We start from the raw sequence: 22,873 nt of genomic DNA, 5'->3' as shown, positions 1-22,873 counted from the left end.
ACATTTCTAGGCCGGCATTCCTAGTTTCGCTCCTTCGGCTAGAAACTTCGCTGACCTCAAGGCGGCGCTGCCGGCCGGCGACTACGCGGTCGTCTCGGAGAAGTCGGACAACAGCTCGAAGGAGGGCACGGTGACGGTCAAGGCCGGCGAGCGAACCGAACTGACGATCCAGTAGGACGCAATTCGACACCGGTGGTCGATTGCTCGCGACGGAAACGCGCCCAGCCTTGAAGGCGAGATATCGAGGCGATCGACTCCGCGCCTGACAACCCGCCGCGATAGCGCAATAGGCCAAAGCTGTGAGGATCAGCCGCCGTCTTCTGCGTCGGGATCGGGCACTAAGGTCGGCCACGGCTTACCGGACGCCAGATCAGGATGGCGCGGCTCGTCTTTGGGCGCACCGTTTTCGTCGCGAACGCGGTCGATTTCACGGAGCACGCGCGCGGCGGAATCATGAGGCCCGCCATCCGTCGTCATCGCCAAGAGCTTCCGCCGCAGCTCAGTTGCTGCAACGGGAAGTACATCGAACCCGCCGCGCCAGTGTTCGGAGGGAACGTGCTCGGTGACAGCTCTCTGAATGGTTTGCCATGAGATCAACGGGCGCTGAAGCTCATTTTCCAGCTCCACGAGCAATAGTAAACCGTTAGGGTCGTTACCCTCAGCCACGGCGCTCGCCAGCAGCGCGGCCTTTGGCGAAATGCCGTCTTTCAACAGGCCGTATGCGTAGTCGCGCAGTTCTGAATGCGTACTCAGCAACCCGGCGATTTCCTGCGACGTGTGCCAGCTATCGCGCCCGTCGACTTTGCCCTCAATGACCAGATCGAGATAGCGGCGCGCCGATGTGGGCGTGCCCCGACGCCTCACGGCATCACACCATGCGTGATTGGTGTAGAATGCGCCATCATTCTCAGCGAGCTTGAACAGCGCTTCCTCGATCTCCGGCGTCTGCACTGTCTCGGTGGCGCGGATCATCTCTTCGAGAAAGTGCGGCTCGCGCTGCTGTCGCGGCAATTCCGCGATCGTGTCGGCGAACCGCGCTGGATGGTCGGTGAATGGCAGCAGAAGGAGCCATGCCTTTAACTGCCAACCGTCATCCAGAATCCAACTGTGCTTCTTCGCATCCTCTAAGACTTCATTGATCCCGGCTTGCACGACGCAAAGCGGGATTGTCTCGCCGGAGAGGATCAGGTTCAGCACAAAATTTGATCGCGCCCCCTGCGGTGAGATCAACAAGAGCGCGTTGATCGTCTCAGGGCGCTCGCCGTGCGGCAGGCGCACGGCGTGAATAGCCAGCTTGATAGCGTGCTTCTTCTGCGCCTCGGTTACGCCCTCGGCGATAAGCGGTGCAATCGCCTCGAATATAGCCTCGGCTTCGTTGCATGTCAGCGTGGCGCGACGGGCGCGCAGCGCGCGCATTTCCTCCACGCGGGAAAAGTCCACGCTTCCACGGAAGCGTGGATCGCTCTTGGGTTCGTTCGTGAGAATCCATTGCACCTTGAGCACGAGCGCAGCGGTTTCGCCGAAATGCTCGTCGGGCAAATAGCTGACCATCAGCGCCGTCGTCTCTGGCGCATTGATCGCTGTGAACGCTTGCTGATACCTGTTCAGATAGTTCATGCGCGCTTCATTCGTCGCCTTGCCTCGCCAGCGTTCGGCCTCGGCCTGCTCGTGGAAGGCGCGGTAGCGGCGCAATTCGTCGTCGAGCAGCCGCTTGAGCATCGGAAGCAGCGCGACTGACGGGAAATGGCCGATGAGGCCGGCCACCGCGAACAGTTGGCCCCGCGTGGCGTTATGGCCGCTCGCGATCAGCCGGTCGCCCCATTGCTCGACCAACTGCATTACAGCTGCATCCGCTTCCTTTGGAAACGGGCGCGCTCTCTCGCCTTCCCCATCACGGCGGCACAGCAGGTCCGCGAGTTCACGGATGTCGTCATTGCTGGTCGGGACAGAGCGCTCCTGGACGGCGGCGACAAGGCTCGCACCGGGCGCGTGCGCGATGCGATCGCGAAGGCCGTAGTAACGGTCGCTCAAGCTTTTCTCGTATTTGCCGAGCTGCCTGATCTCAGCGAGCACGGCGAGCTTGGCGTCGATGAGTTTGCCGACGCTGCCAGGACCGAGGACGGATGCGGCGGCCTCGGCGCGGCTATCCCTCCGCTCTTGTGGGGATAGCACCATATCTAGAAGGGCGTCGTCTTCGACTACGATCCCAGAAGCGGCCAAGATGTTGTCCGCTCCATAGAACAGCTCGCGTCCCTCGCGCAGGCGCCTGAGCAATCCCAGCGCGACCGCTTGCTCGTACTGCTTGCGGGCCTCGTAGATCAGCCTGGCTTCGGCGTCTCGCTTGCGTTCAATTTCAATGGTCGCGACGAGCGCGGTAAGCTCCGCGCTATGATCTTTGCCATCGCGCGCGTACACGATCGCGTGCAACCGCTCGTAATCGGAAATCTCATTTTCGGCACGCGCACGCGCCGCCGCCAGCCGGTCTTGCACAGCCTTGTCGTCAATCTCTTCGAGATGGCTCCTTCGGTAGACGAGGTCGAAGGTGTCGTCATCGGCCGTGCTCAATACGTCCGCGACATGGCGATCCGCGCGGCGGAAGGACATTCCGCCGAGGGCTTCGGCCTTCAGTTCGGGGTCAGGGTCGCACTTCGCGATTTGTGCCGCAAGGTCGAGCCCGTCCATTCCGCTTCTGTGGGCGATCTCGGAAACAACCGTCGCCCGAACCTTCAGAGGCAGCGCAAGGATGTCCTTCATGGCATTCGGTCCGAGCACCGACGGGCGGAACCGGCGCGCCGCGCGCAAGGCCGGAAGGCTTATCTGTTCGTTCTCGTTCGTGATGAGCGGCCACACCAGGTCGCGGAATTCGGAGCGGCCCGACGTGACCATGAAGCGCACGGCGCGATCGATTTTTCCGGGGGTGTGCCACCGCCGGACCAGTTTCTGGATTTCCTCGGAAATCTGCGCCCACACCGCGTCGGTCGAGCGGAAAATCATATCCGCCGCCAAGATCGGATCGACCTCGAAGGCGGCGAGGATCGCGACGCCGCATGCCTTCTGCTGTTTCTCGTCGCCGCGCGCCATGCGCTCCACGGCGAAGAGGATCGGTTCCTCCCACGGCGTCGAGTTCAGAATGTCGGCTTTCAGCTTTTGAAGCGCGTTCGCGTCGACCACGCTTTCCAACATCGCGCGCTCGACATCCCTTGACGCGTACCACTCCTGAAACTGCTGGTGGTGGAAGTGATAGCGAACAGGTTCGCCCGTCCGCACCAGCAAATGGTGGCTCACAAGTGCATCAAGCACGTCGCTCGGCTGCGGCTTGATCGTCAGCTGACCGTCGGCGACCAAAAACTCATCCGTTTGCGAAATCGAGCGACGCGCGTTGGTGTCCGGGATCGATGTGTTGGCTGCGCGCGTCGCGGTGACAGCCAAGTCGCTCAAAAAGATCCCTTGCAGGCCATGCGTAACCGCCTTCAGCGGCTCCGTATGCTGGGCTTGCCGCTCATGCGCCTCGATGAAGCGGCGCAGCACTTCTTCCTTGGTGCGCGGGAACGGCTGCCCGTCGGGCAGGGAGAGCAGCGCTGTCAGATAGAGCGGCGTCGTTACGAGTTCGCGCACGCCGGGGGTTCGCCACGCCTCATCGACAAGACGAACACCGTGTTCGCCCTTGATCTCGCGCGCGATATCCAATTGCTGCTGTTCGCTGAGTTCAAGGACAGTCAGCAGTTGGCCGTCAAACGGCACGTCAGAAATTTCCGGACGAGTCGTGGCGACAAAGGTCGCTGCGGGCAATTCCGCGCGAAGGCTCTGTATTTCAGTGCGAGCCCTGCGACGCGCGTCACTGCCAAGCTCATTCCAGCTATCGAACATGAACACGACGCCCGGCTGCTCGGCCACGGCGCGGAGATCGATCTCCGTGAAACCTCTAAACGCGGGCCTGCGCAGGATCGCCTCAATGAGCGTAAGACCTCCGGTCGACCAGTCCGAAAGGGAAACCACAAGGGGCGTGCCACTCGCGGCGCTCACAGAGGATTCCGCCAACTGAAACAGCGCCGATGTCTTACCCGTGCCCGGCGGCGCAACGATCACCAGATCGTCCAAAGTGCCCAGCGTTTGACCGAGTGCGCTCGCAAGAACGGGTTCCGGTTGGCCTTTCACTTCGAGCATCAGGCTGACGTTCGTCGGCGGCCATTTGTTCGAGCGCTTGAAAACGTCAAGGTCGCCCGCCGCCGCCTTTTGCAGACGCGCGCCAATTTCTCCAACGGTCGGCGGCATGGTGGGTCCGAAAGGGACTTTGTGGATGATGCTACGCCACATGTCCTCCGCGTGCTTGCGCTTCCAGCTGTTCAAGACATTCTCGGAGAATGCTGGGTCATCCGAATCGATCGCCTTGGCGCAGTCCTGGCAAAGCCAAATGCCGTTCTCATGCGACTTCCGCTGTTCGTGCGTCATGTCGGCGCGATAGCGACGCGCGCTGGGTCCGGACGCTGCGGCGCAGATATGAGCGGCGACGCCAATGTTCACGTCTTTCGCGCCGTCACTCGTCGGCGCTGACGTTAAATGCCTGCAACTAGGGTTGCTGCAATGATACCGGGCTTGCTTTGCAAGCCGGTTCTTGGTCGCCTGAGAGAAGTCGTCTCTGTTGCCGTTCTTCGCCATCTGTCGCGCTGCACTTGGGTTTCTCCGACCCGGAATCCATAGCAGATCGCACGAAGACCTCTAACAGCCACTTGCCGCGCTTCACTCTTGAGTGCGCGCTTTATTCGACGTTGAGGCGCATGCAACATCCGGATCCCACCGGCCCGCTTTGCCTGGACGAACGACTGCTTCTGCAATTCGGCGCAAGCTCAGTGAGCGGCGGACATGAGGCGCAGTCCCGACGTCCAGATGGCGAACCGCCGGACCGGCCCGAGAACTCCCAACGGCGCGCTTGAGATCACCCGCGCGGCTCTACTAGTCCGAAAACCTCACGCTCACGCCGCGCTGGCGAAAATAGGCCTGCATCAACTTGCGCCCCGAGCGGTTGTTCTGCGCCAACTTGGTCGGATCGAACACCGCCTGTTTTATCCCTTCTCGTGTCAGCGCCGCTTTAAGCGTCGCGATATGTGCGTCGATGTCGGCATTATCCGCCCGCAGCGAGGCATAGATACTTTCGGTCGCCTGGGCCACGGTCGGTTCGCTCACAAGTGTCGTCCTTTGGTTTGAGCGGCGGCTTACCACAGATTCGCGGCTCCGCCGATACCGATGAGACCGTCAATCGTCTCTACCGGCATGGCAGGTTCCTGGCGCGAACCGACACCCAGTTGTTGGCTGGAGATATCTGCCTTCTGACAACCGCAAAATTGGACTCTAGGTCCAAGTCGTGGCGCTAACCGCCCGCTCCGCTCCCCCACGGGCCATGGAAAGCGCCTTGCCCATCGATGCGCTCGAAGCCGTGCGCGCCGAAGAAATCGCGCTGCGCCTGGATCAGGTTCGAAGTGCCGCGGCCCTGCCGGTAACTGTCGAAATAGGCAAGTGCGGATGACAGGGCCGGCACCGGCGAGCCGGCTTCGGCCGCCCTTGCGACGACCCGGCGAAGCGACGGATGTGCCTCCTGCATCAATGAGACGAAAGCCGGCGCCATCAACAGGTTGGTGGCTGCGCCGCCGCCGCCGAAGGCCTCCGCCATCGTATCCAGCAATTGCGAGCGGATGATGCAGCCGGCCCGCCAGATCTTGGCGATGACCGGCATCGGCAGGTTCCAGTTGAATTCCTTCGACGCGCCGCTCATTACCGCGAAGCCTTGCGCGTAGGCGGCGATCTTGCCGGCAAACAGCGCCAGCTCGAGATCGGCGAGCAGGGCGTCCCTGTCTGCGGAAATCCTGCTCACGCCGCCGGCATAGACCTTTTCGGCGGCAAGCCGCTCGTCCTTGATCGACGACAGTACGCGTGCCGCCACAGCCGCCTCGATCGCGGTGGCCGGGATGCCGAGCTGCTGCGCCTCGATCACCGACCATTTGCCGGTGCCTTTCTGGCCGGCGCGGTCGAGGATGATGTCGACCACCGGTTTGCCGGTCTTGGGATCGTCGGCGGCCAGCACCTTGGCGGTGATCTCGATCAGGTACGAATTGAGCCTGCCCGTGTTCCACTGCGAAAACACCTCGGCGATCTCTTTCGGCCCCATGCCGAGCCCGTCGCGCAAGATGCCGTAGATCTCGGCGATCATCTGCATGTCGGCATATTCGATGCCGTTGTGGATGGTCTTGACGAAATGGCCGGCGCCATCGGTGCCAAGCCACGCCGCGCAAGGCTCGCCCTTGAACTTGGCCGAGATCGCGGTCAGCACCTTTTCGACACGCTTCCAGGACTCTTCGGTGCCGCCGACCATGATCGAGGGACCGTGGCGTGCGCCCTCCTCGCCGCCGGACACGCCCATGCCGATGAAGGTCAGGCCCGAATCGGTAAGCTCGGAGAAGCGCCGCATCGTATCGCGGAAATTGGCATTGCCGGCGTCGATGACGATGTCGTTGGCCGACAGCACGCCGCGCAATGCCGCGATCTGCTCGTCGACCGGCTTGCCGGCCAGCACCATGATAATGATCGGCCGCGGCGGCCGGATCGCGGCGGCCAGTTCTTCGAGGCTGTAGCAGGGCACCACCCTATCCCGAAGCGCGCCGGCATTTTCGACAAAGGCATCGGTGCGCGCCGCGGTGCGATTGAAGACGGCTATGCGGTGCCCCTTCTCGGCGATATTGAGTGCCAGGTTGGAGCCCATCGTGCCAAGGCCGATCAGGCCTATTTCGGCTTTTTCCATCGTTTCTTCCCTGCTTTCGGATCTTGTTGGTTTGAGCCCGCGATTGGGTTGGACGCCCATTCTTGATGGCGATGATTGACGGGGGTTCGCGGCCGCGTCAACCGCCTCGCCGAATTGTCTTGCGTGGACCAGCGCTGTCTTCATGGCCGGATATCGATCGGCGCTTCGATCTTCACCATCTCGAAATCCGAGACCAGGATATCGAGCCGCGCCGTCCACCGGCCGGAGACCGGAATGACGAGATCGTCGACGCGCCAGGTGCCGTCGCCAAGCCTCGTCGCCGGGCGTTTTATCGGCTCGACACCGGAATCAGGCTTTGACAGGACCAGCGTTACCTGCTTGGCGTCGAGCGGGCCGAAATCGCCGGTCATGATGAAGATCGAAGCGGCAACAGGTCCGGTGTGCCCGGGCGCAATGCTGAGATCGGCCATCGCTTGCAGCGTGTGGATATGCACCGACGCCGGCTGTGCCGCGGCGATCGCCAGCGCGCGCGGCGGCGGCGTGAAGCGCCAGCCGGCGGCAACGCCGAAGATCGCCAGCACGATCAGCACCTCGATAAAGATCGAGCGGGCCAGCCGCCGCTGGACTTCCGTTTCGCCCGCCTCAGCCGGGGCCGTAAGCTTGAAGCGATTGACGGCGGCGAGCGTGAACAGAAAGACGAGCAGCACCAGCTTGAGCAGCAGCAGCCGGCCATAAGCGGTATGGACCAGCGCCGACGGCGTTTGCACCTGGATGACGGCGAGCACGATGCCGGCTGCCGCAAGCACCGCCACGACGAACAGGATCGCTCGTGAAAACCGGCGCAGCAACGGCCCGGCTTTGTCCGGCTGCCGTTTCAAGGCAAGACCGAGCGGCGCCAGCGCCCCGGACCAAATCGCGATACCAGTGGCGTGCAGAAACACCATCGGCCGGGTCAGCCATTGCGGCTCGGCGGCACTGGCATGCCCGCTGGCGGCAAGTGCTGCGCCAACGCCAACCAGTCCGGCCAAGGCCAGCGGCTTTGCGTCGGCGGGCGGCACGACCAGCGATAATAGGCTCAGGCCGAGCGCCATCAGCGCGATCAGCACCGTCCAGCCGAAGCTGGTGCCAAGCCCGGTCTGCCAGATGACCGGCTGCGCCAGCCGGGCAAGCGGCGCGCCGAGTGCATCCAGCCCCTGGAAACCGAGCGACAAAAGTGCGGCGGCCAGCCCGCACAGGATCGCGGCGACGATCATGTTCTGGCCGGATCGGCCGCCTTGCGCCAGCCAGCCTAGCGCAAAGGCACCGCCGACACCGAAAAACAGGCCGATGTATAGAAAAACCTTGCCGATCCAGATCGCCGTTCGAAGCGCCCGGTCGACAGCTTCGGAAGGGGCCGGCGCAGCACTCGGTGCACCGACCGAGAACAGCACCGAGCCGCCGACCGGATGCCCGTCGGCGGAAATCACCCGCCAGCTCAGCACATGCGTGCCCGACGTCAGCGCCTGCGGATTGTCGATCTCGACGGTCTGGCCGCTGAGCCGGAAGGAGCTCAGCGGGATCGACGTGCCGTCGGGCCGCACCAGCGTCAGCACCAGCGGCGAAACCGGCTCGCTGAAGGTCAGCGACATCTGCGACGGGCTCTGCGCCAGCACCGCACCGTCAGCCGGCTCGGCCTTGATCAGCGCCGCATGGGCGAAGGCTGCGTTTGGCGCGGCAATGGTGGCAAGCAGCACAATCGCGGCCAGCAGGCCGATGGCAAGCCGGCCGGTTGTGCAGGCCGTTCGCACGATGGATGCCGCACTCATGTCACCGCCACAAAGACAGCGGCGCGCTCTTTCGGATAGAGCGCGCCGCGTAAGGGTCATTTCTTCGGCAGCAGCTTGAGGCCGGGCGCCGGAAATTCCAGCGCGTCCTCGGCCTGCCCGGCCGCCGGAACCTCGATCCAGCGATCGGCAATGCCGTCACATTCCTGCACCACCGGGAAATGCAGCATCTGGCCTGCCGGCAGATCCGCCGCCAGTGTCGCGCGAAAGACGAATTCGTCGTAGAATTCGTCCGGCAGGCTGCCGGCGCTCCAGTCGACCTCCTTGACGCCGCTGGTCACTGCCTGGCCGTAGAGCTGATAGGACTTCTCGTATTTGCCGTTCTTGACCTGCAGCGTCCAACCCGGCTTCGGCATCGGTTTGACCGAAAGCACCCCTTCCGGGATCTGCACGCGCACGGCGGTCGTTGCCTTGCCCTCGCAGCCATGCGGCACCCGAAGAACCGCCTTGTAGGTCGAGCCGACTGCGGTCTCCGGCGTTTCGAGCGTGATGTGGGCAAAGGCCGCGCTGGTCCCGAGGACAAGAAGCACGCAGCCGGGCAAAAGAGATTTCTTCATGATGGTACCTCTCGAAGCGGCCAAGTCAGTCGTCGTCCTGGGGCGCCGCGCTGCCGATGCCTTGCACGGCGAATTCAATCTGCACGGGCCCGGCTTTCTCGAAGGTCAGCGTGGCGGAGAACATTTCGCCCTCCTTGGGCTGCCGCTTCAAATCCATGAACATCAAATGATAGCCGTTGGGCGCCAATGCGACCTTGCCGCCAGCCGGGATTTCGAGGCCGCCGGTGACCGGCCGCATGGTCATGACGCCATTGCTGACGCCCATCTCGTGCAGTTCGGCCTTGGCCGAAATGTCGGAGGTGATCGACAGCAGGCGATCCGCCGCACTGCCTGTGTTGGTGATGGTGAAGTAGCCGCCGGCCACCTTGGCGCCGGCTGGCGTGGCGCGCGACCAGGGGTGCCCGATCTCGAGATCGCCAAGCTTGAACTCGTGTGCCAACACCGTCTGGGCGCTGGCGAACAGGAGGGCAAGAACGCAAAGGGCGACGCCGAGACGCTGCTCGAAACGACCCAGTGAGAAGCGCCTGCGGCTGGATGCGGCAGCGCGAAAAGAGTGAGACATGATTGCTCCGTGGACTTTAAGGGGGATCGCGCCGATGGCCGGCCGCGAACGATGTCGATAAACGCGCCGGCAAAGCGTTGCGCGGCGCGAACCAGAACGGATCAGGCCGTCGCCGGTGGTGCACGCGGATTGGACGGAGTGCGGGCGCGGGCGAAATCGCGATGCCGGAAGGCCGGCAGGAAAAAGGCGATGGTTTCGACGGAAAGGCTGCGAGCCAGGCTCCCGGCGGCATCGGGCGGCGCGTAGACCGCCGAAACGAGGTTGCAGCCAAGCATGCAGCAAGCCGGCATGTGCTGCTGATGCGGATCGCCGGCGGGGAGTTGCGTCGCACCGTCATGGGTGCAGATCGTGTTGCCGAAAGCATCGAATTGCGAGGCGTTCGGCGCGCCGCCGGAAGCAAACGCGCCGAATATCGACTGGAGCATGAAAAGCCACGCCGCGGCGAACGCGACCGGCATGCTCCATCGTCTCCGGCGTATGGTCAAGAACCAGCCTCTTCACGCAGCAACGTCAGCTCTCTAGCACGGAGCCGGCGGCCGGAAAATCGCCAAAACGCTGCTGCGGCAACGCAACACAATCACGCGCGTTGCGGCTGCCTGCCCTCGGGAATGGACGTCAGCAGCGTGTGGCGGGCCGATTTCAGGTGCTTGCGGCAGGCGGCGTCGACCTTGGCGAGATCGCGCGATTTGAGCGCGGCGATATAGGCGAGATGCTCCTGGACCGCGACTTCGTTGCGCTCGCGCTCCTGCGCCTTGTTCCACTGGTAGTGGTAGTGGAAGATCATGGCGATGACGTCGTAGAAATCGACGATGAAGCGGTTGTGCGACGCCCGATGGATCAGCCGGTGAAAGCGCTCGTCAAGCTCGGAGAATTCGTTGAAGCGCACGGCGATCTCGCGCTCCAGCCGGTGATGCTCGTCTTCCAGGCGGTCGAGGTCGGCCCACACCGGGCTGTCCTCGGGCAGAGCGGCAAAGGCTGCGGCCGAGCGCAGTTCGAACATCTCGCGGATTTCGGTCAACTCCAGCGCGAAGGCGCGGGTAAAGCCTTTCAGCACCCAGTGGCTGTTGCGGCGCTTCTCGATCAGCCCGAAGCGCGAGAAGCGGATCAGGAATTCGCGCACGCTGGTGGTGCCGACGCCGATCTCACGCGCCAGTTCGAGCTCGTTGATCTGCATGCCGGCTTCGGCACCGCTGGCAAGCAGCCGCCGCATGAAGGAGCGCTCGATGATCTCGGCCAGCGTGTCGGTTTCTTCCTCGGGGAAGAAATCGTCCGGTCGCGGTTCGCGCAGGACCGTCTTGCTGCGCTTGTTCCAATCGATCAGCCCGGTTTCTTCCATGCGCGCAAGGATAGTGCGGACCGTCGTGCGGCTGACGCCGAGCAGCGTACCCAGCTCCGGCTCCGAAGGCAGGCTCCTGGTTTCGTCGAGCAGCCTCAGACCGCGATTATAGGCGTCCTTGTAAACGTTGTTGCTCTTCGACATCCCCTGCCCCGTGGCGCATCGGCGTTTGCGGCCAGTGTGAAGCGTTTCTCGCGCATGAAACCGGTACCTTTTCGGAAAACATCATGCGCAACGCTAGTTTTGGTTGTAGAGCCTACTTCTCGCATCCAAAAGACGCGTCGCGCTCTGGCGAAAAAACAATTGACGCAAAAATGTTTTTTCACGATAAAAGACATTATATGTTAAGAGCCGCGTGTCAATCCGCTCGCGCACCCAGGAACACACCCAGGAAGCTCCCGTGAACGCCGCAAACAGCATTCTTCTGTCTCCCGCCGACAATGTCGCGGTCGCCAATGGCCGCATCGAGATCGGCACCGTGCTGCCGGGCGGCGCCGTCGCCGCCGCAGTGATCGAGCCGGGCCACAAAGTGGCGATCAAGCGGATTGCGGCCGGCGAGGCCGTGGTCAAATACGCCCAGGCGATCGGCCGCGCCACGCAAAACATCGCGCCCGGCGAGCATGTCCATTCGCACAATCTGGTCTTCGAAAGCGGGCGTTTGCCGGTGGTGCCGCCGAGCGAGGCAGTGCATGCGACCGAGGCCGACCGCGCCCGCACCTTCATGGGCTACCGCCGCGCCGACGGCCGCGCCGGCACGCGCAACTTCGTCGGCATTCTCGCCAGCGTCAATTGCTCGGCCACCGTCTGCCATGCCATCGCCGACGCCGCGAACCGCACCCTTCTGCCGCAATATCCCGGCATTGACGGCTTCGTCCCGATCGTCCACGGCCAGGGCTGCGGCATGAGCGCCACCGGCGACGGCATGATGGTGCTACACCGCACGCTGGCCGGCTACGCCCGTCATCCGAATTTTGGTGGTGTGCTGATGGTCGGGCTCGGCTGCGAGGTCAACCAGCTCACCCTCTACGGCCAGAAGGGCGTTGCCGCGGGAAAACGTCATTTCAACATCCAGGAAGCCGGCGGCTCGCGCAAATCGGTCGAGAAGGCGCTGGTCGTGCTGGCCGAGATCGCCGAGGAGGTCGGCAAGCTTCAGCGTGAGCCGATCCCGGTCAGCGAGATCGTCGTCGGCCTGCAATGCGGCGGCTCCGACGGCATGTCCGGCATCACCGCCAATCCGGCGCTGGGTGCCGCAGTCGACATCCTGGCCGGCGTCGGCGGCATCGGCATCCTTTCCGAGACGACGGAGATCTACGGCGCCGAGCACCTGCTCGCCTATCGCGCCGCAACCCCCGAGATCGCCGCCAAGCTCGACGGTTATGTGAAATGGTGGGAAGACCACGTTGCCAAGCATGGCGCATCGATCGACAACAATCCCTCACCGGGTAACAAGCGCGGCGGCCTGACCACCATCCTGGAAAAGTCGCTCGGCGCGGTCGCCAAGGGCGGCCAGACGCCGCTCAACGGCGTCTTCGGCTATGCCGAAAAGGTCACCGGGCACGGGCTGGTGTTCATGGACACGCCCGGCTACGACCCGGTCTCGGCCACCGGCCAGGTGGCGGGCGGCGCCAACGTCATCGTCTTCACCACAGGCCGCGGCTCCTGCTTCGGCTGCCGGCCGACGCCGTCGATCAAGGTCGCCAGCAACTCGACCATGTATCACACGATGGAAGAGGACATGGACGTGAATTGCGGCGTCATCGCCTCGGGCGAAAAGACCATCGCCGGCATGGGCCGCGAGATCTTCGAACTGATCGTCGAGACGGCTTCGGGCCGCAAGACCAAGAGCGAAGAGTTCGGCTACGGCGACAACGAGTTCGTGCCTTGGCATCTCGGAGCGACGCTCTAAGCCGGACATGCGCAATAGTCGCGAACACCGGACGTGATCGCCAGGCGTCACAGTTCCAACGCTCCCGAAAAAGAATGAACATTCCATATTGACTGTATGATGGAATTAATATTCCATGCGACATATTGGAGGAGATTGGCAGCGGAGTTCCGAGGGAGCAAGCTTTCCCGCCCAGCCATTCGAGCGGCCATCAAACATCGCTTGCGCCGACCGAGGTGATGCACTATCAAAATGCGGTAAATGTTTTTTATTGATAAAGTTCCGTTTGGGCCGCGCCATCCGAATGGAGCTTCCGTAACATTCACCGGGCGACTTAGGGAGGACTCCTAATGAAATTCGTGACCAGCATTCTCAATCGCCGCGCCTTCGTGGCACTCGCAGCCGCCTCGATGCTTGCCGGCGTGATGCACTCGGCCCCGGCATCCGCGGCCGACGCGACCATTCCGATCATCGTCAAGGACACCACGTCCTTCTACTGGCAGATCGTTCTGGCGGGAGCCCGCAAGGCCGGCAAGGACCTCGGCGTCAACGTGCCGGAGCTCGGCGCCCAGGCCGAGACCGACGTCAACGGCCAGATCTCGATCCTTGAAAATGTCGTCGCCGGCAACCCGGCGGCCGTCGTCATTGCGCCGACCGAAGCCAAGGCGCTCGGCAAGCCGATCGACGAGGCCGCCACCAAGGTCAAGATCATCGGCATCGACTCTGGCGCCGACTCCAAGGCCTTCACCTCGTTCCTGACCACCGACAACATCCAAGGCGGCCGCGTTGCCGCTGACGGCCTTGCCGCAGCCATCGGCGAAGCCAATGGCGGCAAGGTCGAGGGCGACGTCGCCCTGATCACCGCTCTTCCGGGCGCCGGCTCGCTCGAACAGCGCGCCCAGGGTTTTAAGGAACAGCTCGCTGCCAAATATCCGGGCCTCAAGCTGGTCGCCGACAAATACGCCGACGGCCAGGCCACCACCGGCCTCAACATCGCCACCGACCTGATCACCGCCAACCCCAACCTCAAGGGCATCTTCGCCTCCAACCTGATCATGGCGCAGGGCGTCGGCCAGGCGATCGCCGAGAACAGTCTTGCCGGCAAGGTCGGGCTGGTCGGTTTCGACAGCGACGAGAAGCTGATCAAGTTCCTCAACGACGGCGTCATTTCGGCTCTCGTCGTCCAGGATCCGTACCGGATGGGCTATGACGGCATCAAGACGGCGCTCGCCGCCTCGAAGGGCGAGAAGGTCGAGGCCAATGTCGACACGGGCGCCAATTTGGTCACCAAGGCCAACATGAAGGATCCGAAGATCGACGCGCTGCTCAACCCGAAGCTCGACTGAGCATAGCCTCAGGTGAACTGTTTCCGGGGCCTTTTCGCCCCGGAAACATCCCACTCGTGCCAATCGCGAGGCCAATCTTTGGGGGCCAATCTGGGAGGATTGTCATGATGTCGACGGCGCAGGAACTCCATCCGGCCCCAACGCTCGAACCGGGCAGGACCATCCTCGAACTCCGCGGGCTGGAAAAGCGCTATCCCGGCACCCATGCGCTGAAGCCGGTCGATCTCGCCTTCAAGGCCGGCGAGATCCACGCCATCGTCGGCGAGAACGGCGCCGGCAAATCCACCCTGATCAAGCTTCTGACCGGCGTCATGCCGCGCACCTCCGGCGACGTCATCTGGGAGGGCAAGCCTGCCGCATTGGCAACGCCGCATGAGGCGATGGCGCTCGGCATCAATGCCGTGCATCAGGAAGTCGTCCTATGCCGCCATCTCACCGTCGCCGCCAACATGTTCCTCGGCGAGGAGGATTCCCGCTTCGGCATCCTGCAGCAGCGGGCGATGGTCAGGCAGGCGCAGAAGATCATCGACGATCTCGGCTTCGACCTGCCGGCGCATGTCATGCTGGGTGACCTGACCATCGGCCAGCAGCAGTTGATCGCCGCCGCCCGCGCCACCGTGCGCGGCACCAAATTCCTGATCTTCGACGAGCCGACCGCCTATCTTACCCGTAAGGAGGCCGACCAGCTGTTCACGCTGATCCGCCGGCTGAAGGGCGAAGGCGTCACCATCATCTACATCAGCCATCGCATGGAAGAAGTGTTCGAGCTCGCCGACCGCGTCTCGGTGCTGCGCGACGGCACGCTGGTCGGCACCAGGAACATTGCCGAGACCAATGACGCCGAGCTGGTCAAGATGATGATCAACCGCTCGATCGAGCAGGTCTACCACAAGGAGCATTTCACCCCCGGCGCGACCATCGTCGAAACCAGGAACCTGTCCGGCAAGGGTTTCGAAAATGTCTCGATGTCCGTCCGCGCCGGCGAGATCGTCGGCCTCTACGGCCTGATCGGCGCCGGGCGCAGCGAGTTCGTCACCACGCTCTATGGCCGCCACCGCAAATCGGCCGGCCAGATCCTCTGGGAGGGCAAGGAGGTCAAGGTCAATTCCGAACATGACGCGATCAGGCTCGGCATGGCGCTGGCCCCGGAAAGCCGCCGCGACCAGGGCCTCTGCCTCAACCTGCCGGTCGGACTCAACCTCAATCTGCCGATCTACAAGCGCATCTCGAGCAAACTGCTGATCTCCCGCGCGCAGGAAAAGGCGCAAGCCGATCGCCAGATCGCCGACCTGCGCATCAAGACGCCGACGCGCGGCGCGCTGGCCTCCAGCCTGTCCGGCGGTAACCAGCAGAAGATCGTCATCGGCAAATGGCTCGCCCATGGCGCCAAGCTATTCATCTTCGACGAGCCGACTGTCGGCGTCGACGTCGGCACCAAGGCCGAGATCTACCGCCTGTTCGGCGCGCTGTTGTCCAAGGGAGCCGGCATCATCCTGATCTCGTCCTACCTGCCCGAGGTCTATGAACTCGCGGACACGCTGCACGTGTTCCGGCGCGGCAAGCTGGTGGCCACGCACGGCTTTCGTACCGCTGACCACGAGGAGATCCTCACCCAGGCGCTGGCCGAGAAACAAGAAAGACCGGGAGGGAAGATATGAGCACCGAGGCGATCGCTGCCGAAAGGCCGAAACGCAACTACAACGCCCTGTTCGGGCTGACACTGCTGGCGCTGCTGGTTCTTTTATGGATCATCCTGTCGGTGGCGACGCCGAGCTTCGCCTCGGCCAACAACATCTCGAACCTGTTGCGGCAAGGGTCGATGATCGCCATCCTGGCGGTCGGCCAGACCTTCGTCATCATCACCGGCGGCATCGATCTTTCCGTCGGCGCCGTGGTCGGCTTCGCCACTGTCATCGTCGCGATGCTGATCAACGCCGGGACACCGGTTTTCCTCGCCATCCTGATCACCTTGCTGGTCGGCGTCGCCATCGGCATGTTCCATGGGTTCGGCATCGTCAAGATGGGCCTGCCGCCCTTCATCATCACCCTGGCGACGCTGACCTCGCTGCGCGGCATTGGTCTGTTGATGACCAACGGCAACTCGATCTCGATCAACAACGACGCCTTCCAGACGTTCTCGCGCAGTTCCTTCGCCGGCGTCCCCAATCTGTTCTGGATGGTGATCCTGGTCGGCATCCCAGCCTACATCTTCCTGCACCACAGCCGCTGGGGCCGCTATCTGTTCTCGGTCGGCTCCAACGCCGAGGCGTCGCGCCTGTCAGGCGTCAACGTCCAGCGCACCATCTACATGGCCTACACGCTGTCGGGCCTGTGCGCGGCCTTCGTCGGCGTGCTGCTTGCCTCGCGCATCGGCATCGGCAATCCGACGCAGGCCGAGGGCTGGGAATTGCAGGCGATTGCCTCCTCGGTGATCGGCGGCACCTCCCTGTTCGGCGCTGTCGGCTCCGTGCACGGACCGCTGCTCGGCGCCTTCATCCTTGCCACCATCAACAACGGCGCCAATCTGCTCAACGTCAACGCCTTCTGGCAGCGCATCATCACCGGCGTGCTGATCATCGTCATCGTCTATTTCGACGGGCTGCGCCGCCGCGGCAAATAGACTGCCTCCCAACAACCGCCGGCCTCGCGACAGCAGGGCCGGCGGTGCCATGAACCGACTGGATTGAAGCATGAAAGCCGTCGTCTGCCGCTCGCCCGGCGAACTTGTCCTCGAAGATCGTCCGGCGCCTGGCGCGCCCCCCGCCGGCTGGGCGCTGGTCGCCGTCAGCCATGTCGGCATCTGCGGCACCGACTATCACATCTTCGAAGGCAAGCACCCGTTCCTCGCCTATCCCCGCATCATGGGCCACGAGGTTTCCGGCACCGTGATCGAGGTTGGCGAGGACATCGATCTCGCCGTCGGCGAAGCGGTGGTCGTCAATCCCTATCTCGCCTGCGGCAAATGCATCGCCTGCCGGCAAGGCAAGCCGAATTGCTGCGTCAGGATCGAGGTGCTCGGCGTCCACCGCGACGGCGCCATGTGCGAGCAGATCCTGGTGCCGGCGCAAAATCTTTATCCGGCAAACGGCCTGTCGCTGGCCGATGCCGCCGCCGTCGAATTCCTGGCGATCGGCGCCCATGCCGTGCGGCGCTCGCTGGCTGATCCAGGTGCGCGCACGCTGGTCATCGGCGCAGGCCCGATCGGGCTCGGCACGGCGCTGTTCGCCCGCATCGCCGGGCTAGACGTGATGCTGCTCGACATGAGTGCGGAGAGGCTGGGTTTCGCCGAAAGCGAACTCGGCTTCGCGACCCTCGACGGCTCGCAGGGCGCTGCTGCCGACCTGGTGCGGGAAGCAACCGGCGGCGACGGCTTCGACGTGGTTTTCGATGCCACCGGCAACACCCGGTCGGTGCAGTCGGCCTTCGCCCATGTCGCGCACGGCGGGGCGCTGGTCCTGGTCAGCGTCGTCAAGGACGACATCGCCTTTTCCGATCCCGAATTCCACAAGCGCGAGATGATGCTGATCGGCAGCCGCAACGCCCTGCGTGCCGATTTCGACCATGTCGCCGCCTCGATCCGCAACGGCGCGCTGCCGCTGGCAAAGCTGGTCACCCACCGCACCAAGCTTGGCGAGACGCCGCACGACCTCGCCCGCTGGGCGCATGAGAAGTCCGGCCTGATCAAGGCCGTCATTCAGGTCGGATGATGCCAGGGCTGCCGCATCTCAGAGCGCCGACAATTTGAGCTCGATCCGCTCGGCCGGGAAGCGCGACTCCGAAAACTGTATCGGCTGACCGTCGGGCGTGACGTTGACGGCGACCGTCACCAGCACGATGGCGCCGGGCTGCAGGTCGAGGTCAGCAAGGTCGGCGGCATCGGCATGGCGCGCCGACAGCACGGTCGATTGCCTGAGATAGTCGTCGATGCCGAAACGTGCCAGCGATGCGGTGATCGAACCGGTTTCCGCCATGGCGGCATCGATGCCGGCAAAGCGCCTGGCATCGAACCAGCCGGCCGCGCGGGATACCGGCATTCCATCGGCTTCGCCGCGCGTTTCCAGGCGTATCACATCGGCCCCCGTCGCAAGGCCTAAGCCCTCTGCGACACGACGGTTGGCCGGCTCGATCGATGACGCGAGCAAGGTGATATGCCGCTCGGACGCCTGTCCTTGCAATCCCTCGGAAAAGCGGGTGCGGGCGCCGATCGGATAAGACAGCCGCTTGCGCGACAGCACGAAGGTGCCGCGCCCCTGCTCCGCCCTGAGCACACCCTCCTGCACCAGCGCTGCGATAGCGCTACGCACCGTGTGGCGGTTGACGCCATAGCGTCCGGCCAACGCGATCTCCGGCGGCAGCGCGGCATTCTCGGGAAAATCGCCGGCGGCGATCGAATGCAGGATCTGGTCGGCGATCTGCCGCCACAGCGCGACACCGCTGCGCCGCTCGATGCTGTTGGCTCGTCCGATCATCTCCCGCCCCAATTCCTCGCGCCGATCTTTTGGTCCGTGTCACGTGCCCGTCATGGACACGCGCTAGATAATGGATATAATTTGTATAGTTGTCTATATCAATAGACAAATGAAGGCAGACGAGGAGCACCGGCCATGCGAGGACGGGAAGCGCGAGAGCAGGCCGAGCGCAAGGCCGTGATGGCGACGCTGGCGCAATCGGCCGGCGACGACATCGTCCGCCTCTGGGACGAAGCCGGCCTGCCTTGCGAAGCGGAACTTCTGCGTGGCCCCGAAACCGGCCTGGTTACGGTACGCGGCCGCATCGGCGGCGGTGGTGCCCCTTTCAATGTCGGCGAGGCGACGGTCACCCGTGCCACGGTGCGGCTTGCGTCCGGCCATGTCGGCCACTGCTACGCGCTCGGCCGCGACAAGCAGAAGGCAAGGCTGGCGGCAATCGCCGATGCGCTGTGGCAGGACCCGGCCCACCGCAATGAGGTCGAGACCAGGATCGTTGCGCCCTTGCAGGCGGCACTGGCCAAGGCGCGTGAACAGCGCCGCGCCGAGACGGCGGCGACCAAGGTCGATTTCTTCACCATGGTGCGCGGAGAAGACTGATGGATATCGCCACTCAATCCATTGAAGGCGGCTTCGCCGATCCGGTATTCAATGCCCAGACCGTATTCCGTGCCGTCATGGACGCGATGGCGCGGCCGGGCAGCGTCCAGCCCTTGCCGGCCCTTGCCCACCCACCGGCGCCGCTGTCGGCCACCGCCGGCGCCGTTGCGCTGGCGCTGTGCGACAACGACACGCCGCTCTGGCTCGACCCGGCTTTGCAGGTGTCGGCGGTGAAATCCTGGCTTGGCTTCCATACCGGCGCGCCGCTGGCCAACACCCCGGCCGACGCGCATTTCGCGCTGATCGCCACGCCGGCCGAGATGATGGCGCTCGACGGGTTTTCGCAAGGCACCCAGGATTATCCCGATCGTTCGACGACGCTGATCCTCGAGGTCGGCGATCTCGTCTCCGGCGCTCCGCTGCTGCTCGAAGGCCCGGGCATCGAGAAGACGGCGACGATCGCGCCGGCGCAAATGCCGCGCCATTTCGTCGAGCAATGGAAGCAGAACAACCAGCGTTTTCCGCGTGGCGTCGATATCATCCTCGCCACGTTCGACGCAATTGCCTGCCTGCCGCGCACGACGCGCATCAAGATCATGGAGGCGTAGCATGTATGTGGCGGTAAAGGGTGGCGAGACGGCCATTCGCAATGCTCACAAATTGCTCGCCGACCGCCGGCGCGGCGACCGTTCGGTGCCCGCACTTCGTCTAGACCAGATCGTCGAGCAGCTGGCGCTCGGCGTCGACCGGGTGATGAGCGAAGGTTCGCTCTACGACCGGGAATTGGCGGCACTCGCCATCGTCCAGGCGCGCGGCGACATGATCGAGGCGATCTTCCTGGTTCGCGCCTATCGCACGACGCTGCCGCGTTTCGGCTACACAAGGGCGATCGACACCGGCACGATGCTGGTCGAGCGACGGGTGTCGGCGACCTACAAGGACCTGCCCGGCGGCCAGCTGCTCGGCCCGACTTTCGACTACACCCACCGCCTGCTCGATCCCGAGCTCGCCGCCGGCGGCGATGTCGCCGAACCGGAGCAGCGCGCAGGCGAGGAGGAAGCCATGCCGCGCGTCTCGGCCATCCTCGCCCGCGAAGGCCTGATCGAGCCCGACGGCGACATGCCTGGGGACCATACCCCCGGCGACATCACCTGCGAGCCGCTCGAATTCCCGATGGCGCGCGACATCCGCCTGCAGGCGCTGTCGCGCGGCGACGAGGGGTTTCTGCTGGCGCTCGGCTATTCCACCCAGCGCGGCTACGCGCGCAACCATCCCTTCGTCGGCGAGGTTCGCATCGGCGAGGTCGAACTGGAACTGGACGTGCCGGAACTGCCCTTTGCCGTGCCGCTCGGCAGCATCCGCGTCACCGAATGCCAGATGGTCAACCAGTTCAAGGGCTCGGCCAAGGCGCCGCCGCAATTCACCCGCGGCTATGGCCTCGTCTTCGGCCAGAGCGAGCGCAAGGCCATGGCCATGGCGCTATGCGACCGCGCGCTGCGCGCCTCGGAGTTGGGTGAGGATGTCATCGCCGCAGCGCAGGACGAGGAGTTCGTCATCTCGCATTCCGACAATGTCCAGGCGACCGGCTTCGTCGAGCACCTGAAGCTGCCGCATTATGTCGACTTCCAGGCCGAACTCGACCTCGTGCGCCGCATGCGCGCCGAGCATGATGCCCGCGAAAATGCCGGCAAGGCCGAAGAAAAGAAGGAGGCAGCGGAATGAGTGCACAACCAGCGGACATCGCCAGCTACAACTTCGCCTATCTTGACGAGCAGACCAAGCGGATGATCCGCCGCGCCATCCTCAAGGGCATTGCCATCCCCGGCTACCAGGTGCCGTTTGCCTCGCGCGAAATGCCGATGCCCTATGGCTGGGGCACCGGCGGCGTGCAGGTCACCGCTTCGATCATTGGCCCGGACGATGTGCTCAAGGTCATCGACCAGGGCGCCGACGACACCACCAATGCGGTTTCGATCCGCGCCTTCTTCAAGAAGGTCGCCAATGTCGCCGTCACCACCGAGACGGCCAAGGCGACCATCATCCAGACGCGCCACCGCATTCCCGAATATCCGCTGAGTGCCGGCCAGGTGCTGGTCTATCAGGTGCCCATCCCCGAACCGCTGCGCTTCCTCGAACCACGCGAGACGGAGACGCGCAAGATGCATGCGCTGGAGGAATACGGTCTGATGCATGTAAAACTCTACGAAGACATCGCCAGGCATGGCCGCATCGCCACCACCTACGCTTACCCGGTCAAGGTTGAGGGCCGCTATGTGATGGATCCCTCGCCGACGCCGAAATTCGACAATCCGAAGATGCACCGTTCGCCGGCTTTGCAATTGTTCGGCGCCGGCCGCGAAAAGCGCATCTACGCGCTGCCGCCCTTCACCGATGTGGTCAGCCTCGATTTCGAGGACTATCCGTTCGAGGTGCAGACCTTCGACCAGCCCTGCGCGCTGTGCGCGGCCGAGAACGTCTATCTCGACGAGGTCATCCTCGACGACCATGGCGGCCACATGTTCGTCTGCTCCGATACCGATCATTGCGAGAGGCGGCGCGCGGAAGGCCACTGCGGCCATCTCGCGCCCGAGACCCATCTTGCCCCAGGAAAAACGGAGCCGGCGCAATGACAGACGAACCGCTGCTGCGCGTTTCGGCGCTGTCCAAATTCTACGGCTCGCGCGTCGGCTGCGAGAACGTCACATTCGACCTCTGGTCGGGCGAAGTGCTGGCGGTGGTCGGCGAATCCGGTTCCGGCAAGACGACTTTGCTCAACTGCCTGTCAACTCGACTGCTGCCCAGCTCCGGCACCGCCAGCTACCGGATGCGCGACGGCCAGTTTCGCGAACTTTACCGCATGAGCGAGGCCGAGCGCCGCTTCCTGATGCGCACCGATTGGGGTTTTGTCCATCAGAACCCGGCCGACGGGCTGCGCATGACGGTGTCGGCCGGCGCCAATGTCGGCGAGCGGCTGATGGCGGTCGGCGACCGCCACTATGGAAAAATCCGCGCCACCGCGGTCGACTGGTTGTCGCGTGTCGAGATCGACGAAGACCGCATCGACGACGAGCCGCGCGCCTTTTCCGGAGGCATGCGCCAGCGCCTGCAGATCGCCCGCAACCTCGTCACCGGGCCGCGGCTGGTGTTCATGGACGAGCCAACCGGCGGCCTCGACGTCTCGGTGCAGGCGCGCCTGCTCGATCTGTTGCGCGGCCTGGTCACCGATCTCGGCCTGGCGGCCATCGTCGTCACCCACGACCTTGCAGTGGCACGTCTGCTGTCGCAGCGCATGATGGTGATGAAGGACGGCCGCGTCGTCGAAAGCGGCCTCACCGACCGCGTCCTCGACGATCCGCGCGCGCCCTATACCCAGTTGCTTGTCTCCTCGATCCTGCAGGTGTGACCATGGAACGCATTTGCCTGGCACCTACCCCCACCCCGCTGCTTCGCAGCGACCCTCCCCACAAGGGGGAGGGTAAAACGCCGGCGCCCTACCTCCCCCTTGTGGAGAGGTCGGACCGAACGTCCGGGTGGGGGTACTCCGGCC

19 protein-coding genes are annotated in these 22,873 nt (G+C 64.0%); 10 read left to right on the top strand and 9 right to left on the bottom strand.

The window, feature by feature from the left end; genetic code table 11:
• Nucleotides 1-306 precede the first annotated feature (306 nt).
• From NKH28_RS24025 to NKH28_RS23990, 8 genes are all read right to left on the bottom strand, one after another.
• Nucleotides 307-4,656, bottom strand: coding sequence for an NACHT domain-containing protein (locus NKH28_RS24025; protein ID WP_352980596.1), 4,350 nt, complete (start codon nt 4,654-4,656; stop codon nt 307-309).
• A gap of 294 nt (nt 4,657-4,950) precedes the next feature.
• The gene (locus NKH28_RS24020) at nt 4,951-5,181 is read right to left on the bottom strand and encodes a hypothetical protein (RefSeq protein ID WP_095488311.1); all 231 of its coding nucleotides are present in this window, start codon (nt 5,179-5,181) and stop codon (nt 4,951-4,953) included.
• A 184-nt stretch (nt 5,182-5,365) separates the two neighbouring features.
• Nucleotides 5,366-6,790, bottom strand: a complete 1,425-nt coding sequence (gene gnd / locus NKH28_RS24015; protein WP_352980595.1) for an NADP-dependent phosphogluconate dehydrogenase — start codon at nt 6,788-6,790, stop codon at nt 5,366-5,368.
• Nucleotides 6,791-6,930: 140 nt separating this feature from the next.
• Entirely contained in the window at nt 6,931-8,556 is a 1,626-nt protein-coding gene (locus tag NKH28_RS24010; protein WP_352980594.1) for a copper resistance CopC/CopD family protein, read from the bottom strand.
• A 56-nt stretch (nt 8,557-8,612) separates the two neighbouring features.
• Complete coding sequence (locus NKH28_RS24005) at nt 8,613-9,131, bottom strand: YcnI family copper-binding membrane protein (protein WP_352980593.1); 519 nt, start codon at nt 9,129-9,131, stop codon at nt 8,613-8,615.
• 25 nt (nt 9,132-9,156) lie between these two features.
• Nucleotides 9,157-9,693 (bottom strand): copper chaperone PCu(A)C, encoded by a 537-nt coding sequence (locus NKH28_RS24000; protein ID WP_352980592.1) that lies wholly within the window; start codon nt 9,691-9,693, stop codon nt 9,157-9,159.
• 101 nt (nt 9,694-9,794) lie between these two features.
• Nucleotides 9,795-10,151: a DUF2946 family protein gene (locus NKH28_RS23995; RefSeq protein ID WP_352980591.1), complete on the bottom strand. Its 357-nt coding sequence runs from the start codon at nt 10,149-10,151 to the stop codon at nt 9,795-9,797.
• Between the two features lie 119 nt (nt 10,152-10,270).
• Nucleotides 10,271-11,173, bottom strand: a complete 903-nt coding sequence (locus tag NKH28_RS23990) for a GntR family transcriptional regulator (RefSeq protein ID WP_352448373.1) — start codon at nt 11,171-11,173, stop codon at nt 10,271-10,273.
• Between the two features lie 256 nt (nt 11,174-11,429).
• Here NKH28_RS23990 and NKH28_RS23985 point away from each other — a divergent pair, with 256 nt between their 5' ends.
• The 5 genes from NKH28_RS23985 to NKH28_RS23965 all read left to right on the top strand — a co-directional run bounded on the left by NKH28_RS23985 (nt 11,430) and on the right by NKH28_RS23965 (nt 17,967).
• Nucleotides 11,430-12,935, top strand: coding sequence for a UxaA family hydrolase (locus NKH28_RS23985; RefSeq protein WP_352980590.1), 1,506 nt, complete (start codon nt 11,430-11,432; stop codon nt 12,933-12,935).
• Between the two features lie 329 nt (nt 12,936-13,264).
• A complete protein-coding gene (locus NKH28_RS23980) occupies nt 13,265-14,260 on the top strand; it encodes an ABC transporter substrate-binding protein (RefSeq protein ID WP_352980589.1) in 996 nt (331 codons plus the stop codon).
• A gap of 104 nt (nt 14,261-14,364) precedes the next feature.
• Nucleotides 14,365-15,918, top strand: coding sequence for a sugar ABC transporter ATP-binding protein (locus NKH28_RS23975; RefSeq protein ID WP_352980588.1), 1,554 nt, complete (start codon nt 14,365-14,367; stop codon nt 15,916-15,918).
• Complete coding sequence (locus NKH28_RS23970; protein ID WP_352448376.1) at nt 15,915-16,880, top strand: ABC transporter permease; 966 nt, start codon at nt 15,915-15,917, stop codon at nt 16,878-16,880. Before NKH28_RS23975 ends, NKH28_RS23970 begins: the two co-directional genes overlap by 4 nt.
• A 70-nt stretch (nt 16,881-16,950) precedes the next feature.
• On the top strand, nt 16,951-17,967 hold the full coding sequence (locus NKH28_RS23965) for a zinc-binding alcohol dehydrogenase family protein (protein ID WP_352980587.1): 1,017 nt from the start codon (nt 16,951-16,953) through the stop codon (nt 17,965-17,967).
• A gap of 18 nt (nt 17,968-17,985) precedes the next feature.
• On the opposite strand, the gene phnF is transcribed toward NKH28_RS23965, so the two are convergent.
• Complete coding sequence (gene phnF, locus NKH28_RS23960; RefSeq protein ID WP_352980586.1) at nt 17,986-18,729, bottom strand: phosphonate metabolism transcriptional regulator PhnF; 744 nt, start codon at nt 18,727-18,729, stop codon at nt 17,986-17,988.
• 135 nt (nt 18,730-18,864) lie between these two features.
• Here phnF and phnG point away from each other — a divergent pair, with 135 nt between their 5' ends.
• The 5 genes from phnG to phnK are packed head-to-tail and all read left to right on the top strand — an operon-like array spanning nt 18,865 to nt 22,729.
• Nucleotides 18,865-19,326: a phosphonate C-P lyase system protein PhnG gene (gene phnG / locus NKH28_RS23955; RefSeq protein WP_352613115.1), complete on the top strand. Its 462-nt coding sequence runs from the start codon at nt 18,865-18,867 to the stop codon at nt 19,324-19,326.
• Entirely contained in the window at nt 19,326-19,934 is a 609-nt protein-coding gene (phnH, locus tag NKH28_RS23950; RefSeq protein WP_352980585.1) for a phosphonate C-P lyase system protein PhnH, read from the top strand. Before phnG ends, phnH begins: the two co-directional genes overlap by 1 nt.
• A gap of 1 nt (nt 19,935) precedes the next feature.
• Nucleotides 19,936-21,048, top strand: a complete 1,113-nt coding sequence (locus NKH28_RS23945) for a carbon-phosphorus lyase complex subunit (protein ID WP_352980584.1) — start codon at nt 19,936-19,938, stop codon at nt 21,046-21,048.
• Nucleotides 21,045-21,956 (top strand): alpha-D-ribose 1-methylphosphonate 5-phosphate C-P-lyase PhnJ, encoded by a 912-nt coding sequence (locus tag NKH28_RS23940; protein WP_352980583.1) that lies wholly within the window; start codon nt 21,045-21,047, stop codon nt 21,954-21,956. Before NKH28_RS23945 ends, NKH28_RS23940 begins: the two co-directional genes overlap by 4 nt.
• The gene (gene phnK, locus NKH28_RS23935; protein ID WP_352980582.1) at nt 21,953-22,729 is read left to right on the top strand and encodes a phosphonate C-P lyase system protein PhnK; all 777 of its coding nucleotides are present in this window, start codon (nt 21,953-21,955) and stop codon (nt 22,727-22,729) included. Before NKH28_RS23940 ends, phnK begins: the two co-directional genes overlap by 4 nt.
• The last annotated feature ends 144 nt before the right edge of the window (nt 22,730-22,873 follow it).

Source organism: Mesorhizobium sp. M1227 (genome assembly GCF_040318315.1).
Classification (GTDB): domain Bacteria; phylum Pseudomonadota; class Alphaproteobacteria; order Rhizobiales; family Rhizobiaceae; genus Mesorhizobium.
Note: the sequence above shows the minus strand (reverse complement) of the source record. Positions and strands in the feature narration are given on the sequence as shown.

What these genes read in the sequence shown, in the direction of transcription:
- NKH28_RS24025 (WP_352980596.1), bottom strand. Translation starts at nt 4,656, where the DNA reads ATGGCGAAGAACGGCAACAGAGACGACTTCTCTCAGGCGACCAAGAAC.
- gnd (WP_352980595.1), bottom strand. Translation starts at nt 6,790, where the DNA reads ATGGAAAAAGCCGAAATAGGCCTGATCGGCCTTGGCACGATGGGCTCC.
- NKH28_RS24010 (WP_352980594.1), bottom strand. Translation starts at nt 8,556, where the DNA reads ATGAGTGCGGCATCCATCGTGCGAACGGCCTGCACAACCGGCCGGCTT.
- NKH28_RS24005 (WP_352980593.1), bottom strand. Translation starts at nt 9,131, where the DNA reads ATGAAGAAATCTCTTTTGCCCGGCTGCGTGCTTCTTGTCCTCGGGACC.
- NKH28_RS24000 (WP_352980592.1), bottom strand. Translation starts at nt 9,693, where the DNA reads ATGTCTCACTCTTTTCGCGCTGCCGCATCCAGCCGCAGGCGCTTCTCA.
- NKH28_RS23995 (WP_352980591.1), bottom strand. Translation starts at nt 10,151, where the DNA reads ATGCCGGTCGCGTTCGCCGCGGCGTGGCTTTTCATGCTCCAGTCGATA.
- NKH28_RS23990 (WP_352448373.1), bottom strand. Translation starts at nt 11,173, where the DNA reads ATGTCGAAGAGCAACAACGTTTACAAGGACGCCTATAATCGCGGTCTG.
- NKH28_RS23980 (WP_352980589.1), top strand. Translation starts at nt 13,265, where the DNA reads ATGAAATTCGTGACCAGCATTCTCAATCGCCGCGCCTTCGTGGCACTC.
- NKH28_RS23975 (WP_352980588.1), top strand. Translation starts at nt 14,365, where the DNA reads ATGATGTCGACGGCGCAGGAACTCCATCCGGCCCCAACGCTCGAACCG.
- NKH28_RS23970 (WP_352448376.1), top strand. Translation starts at nt 15,915, where the DNA reads ATGAGCACCGAGGCGATCGCTGCCGAAAGGCCGAAACGCAACTACAAC.
- NKH28_RS23965 (WP_352980587.1), top strand. Translation starts at nt 16,951, where the DNA reads ATGAAAGCCGTCGTCTGCCGCTCGCCCGGCGAACTTGTCCTCGAAGAT.
- phnF (WP_352980586.1), bottom strand. Translation starts at nt 18,729, where the DNA reads ATGATCGGACGAGCCAACAGCATCGAGCGGCGCAGCGGTGTCGCGCTG.
- phnG (WP_352613115.1), top strand. Translation starts at nt 18,865, where the DNA reads ATGCGAGGACGGGAAGCGCGAGAGCAGGCCGAGCGCAAGGCCGTGATG.
- phnH (WP_352980585.1), top strand. Translation starts at nt 19,326, where the DNA reads ATGGATATCGCCACTCAATCCATTGAAGGCGGCTTCGCCGATCCGGTA.
- NKH28_RS23945 (WP_352980584.1), top strand. Translation starts at nt 19,936, where the DNA reads ATGTATGTGGCGGTAAAGGGTGGCGAGACGGCCATTCGCAATGCTCAC.
- NKH28_RS23940 (WP_352980583.1), top strand. Translation starts at nt 21,045, where the DNA reads ATGAGTGCACAACCAGCGGACATCGCCAGCTACAACTTCGCCTATCTT.
- phnK (WP_352980582.1), top strand. Translation starts at nt 21,953, where the DNA reads ATGACAGACGAACCGCTGCTGCGCGTTTCGGCGCTGTCCAAATTCTAC.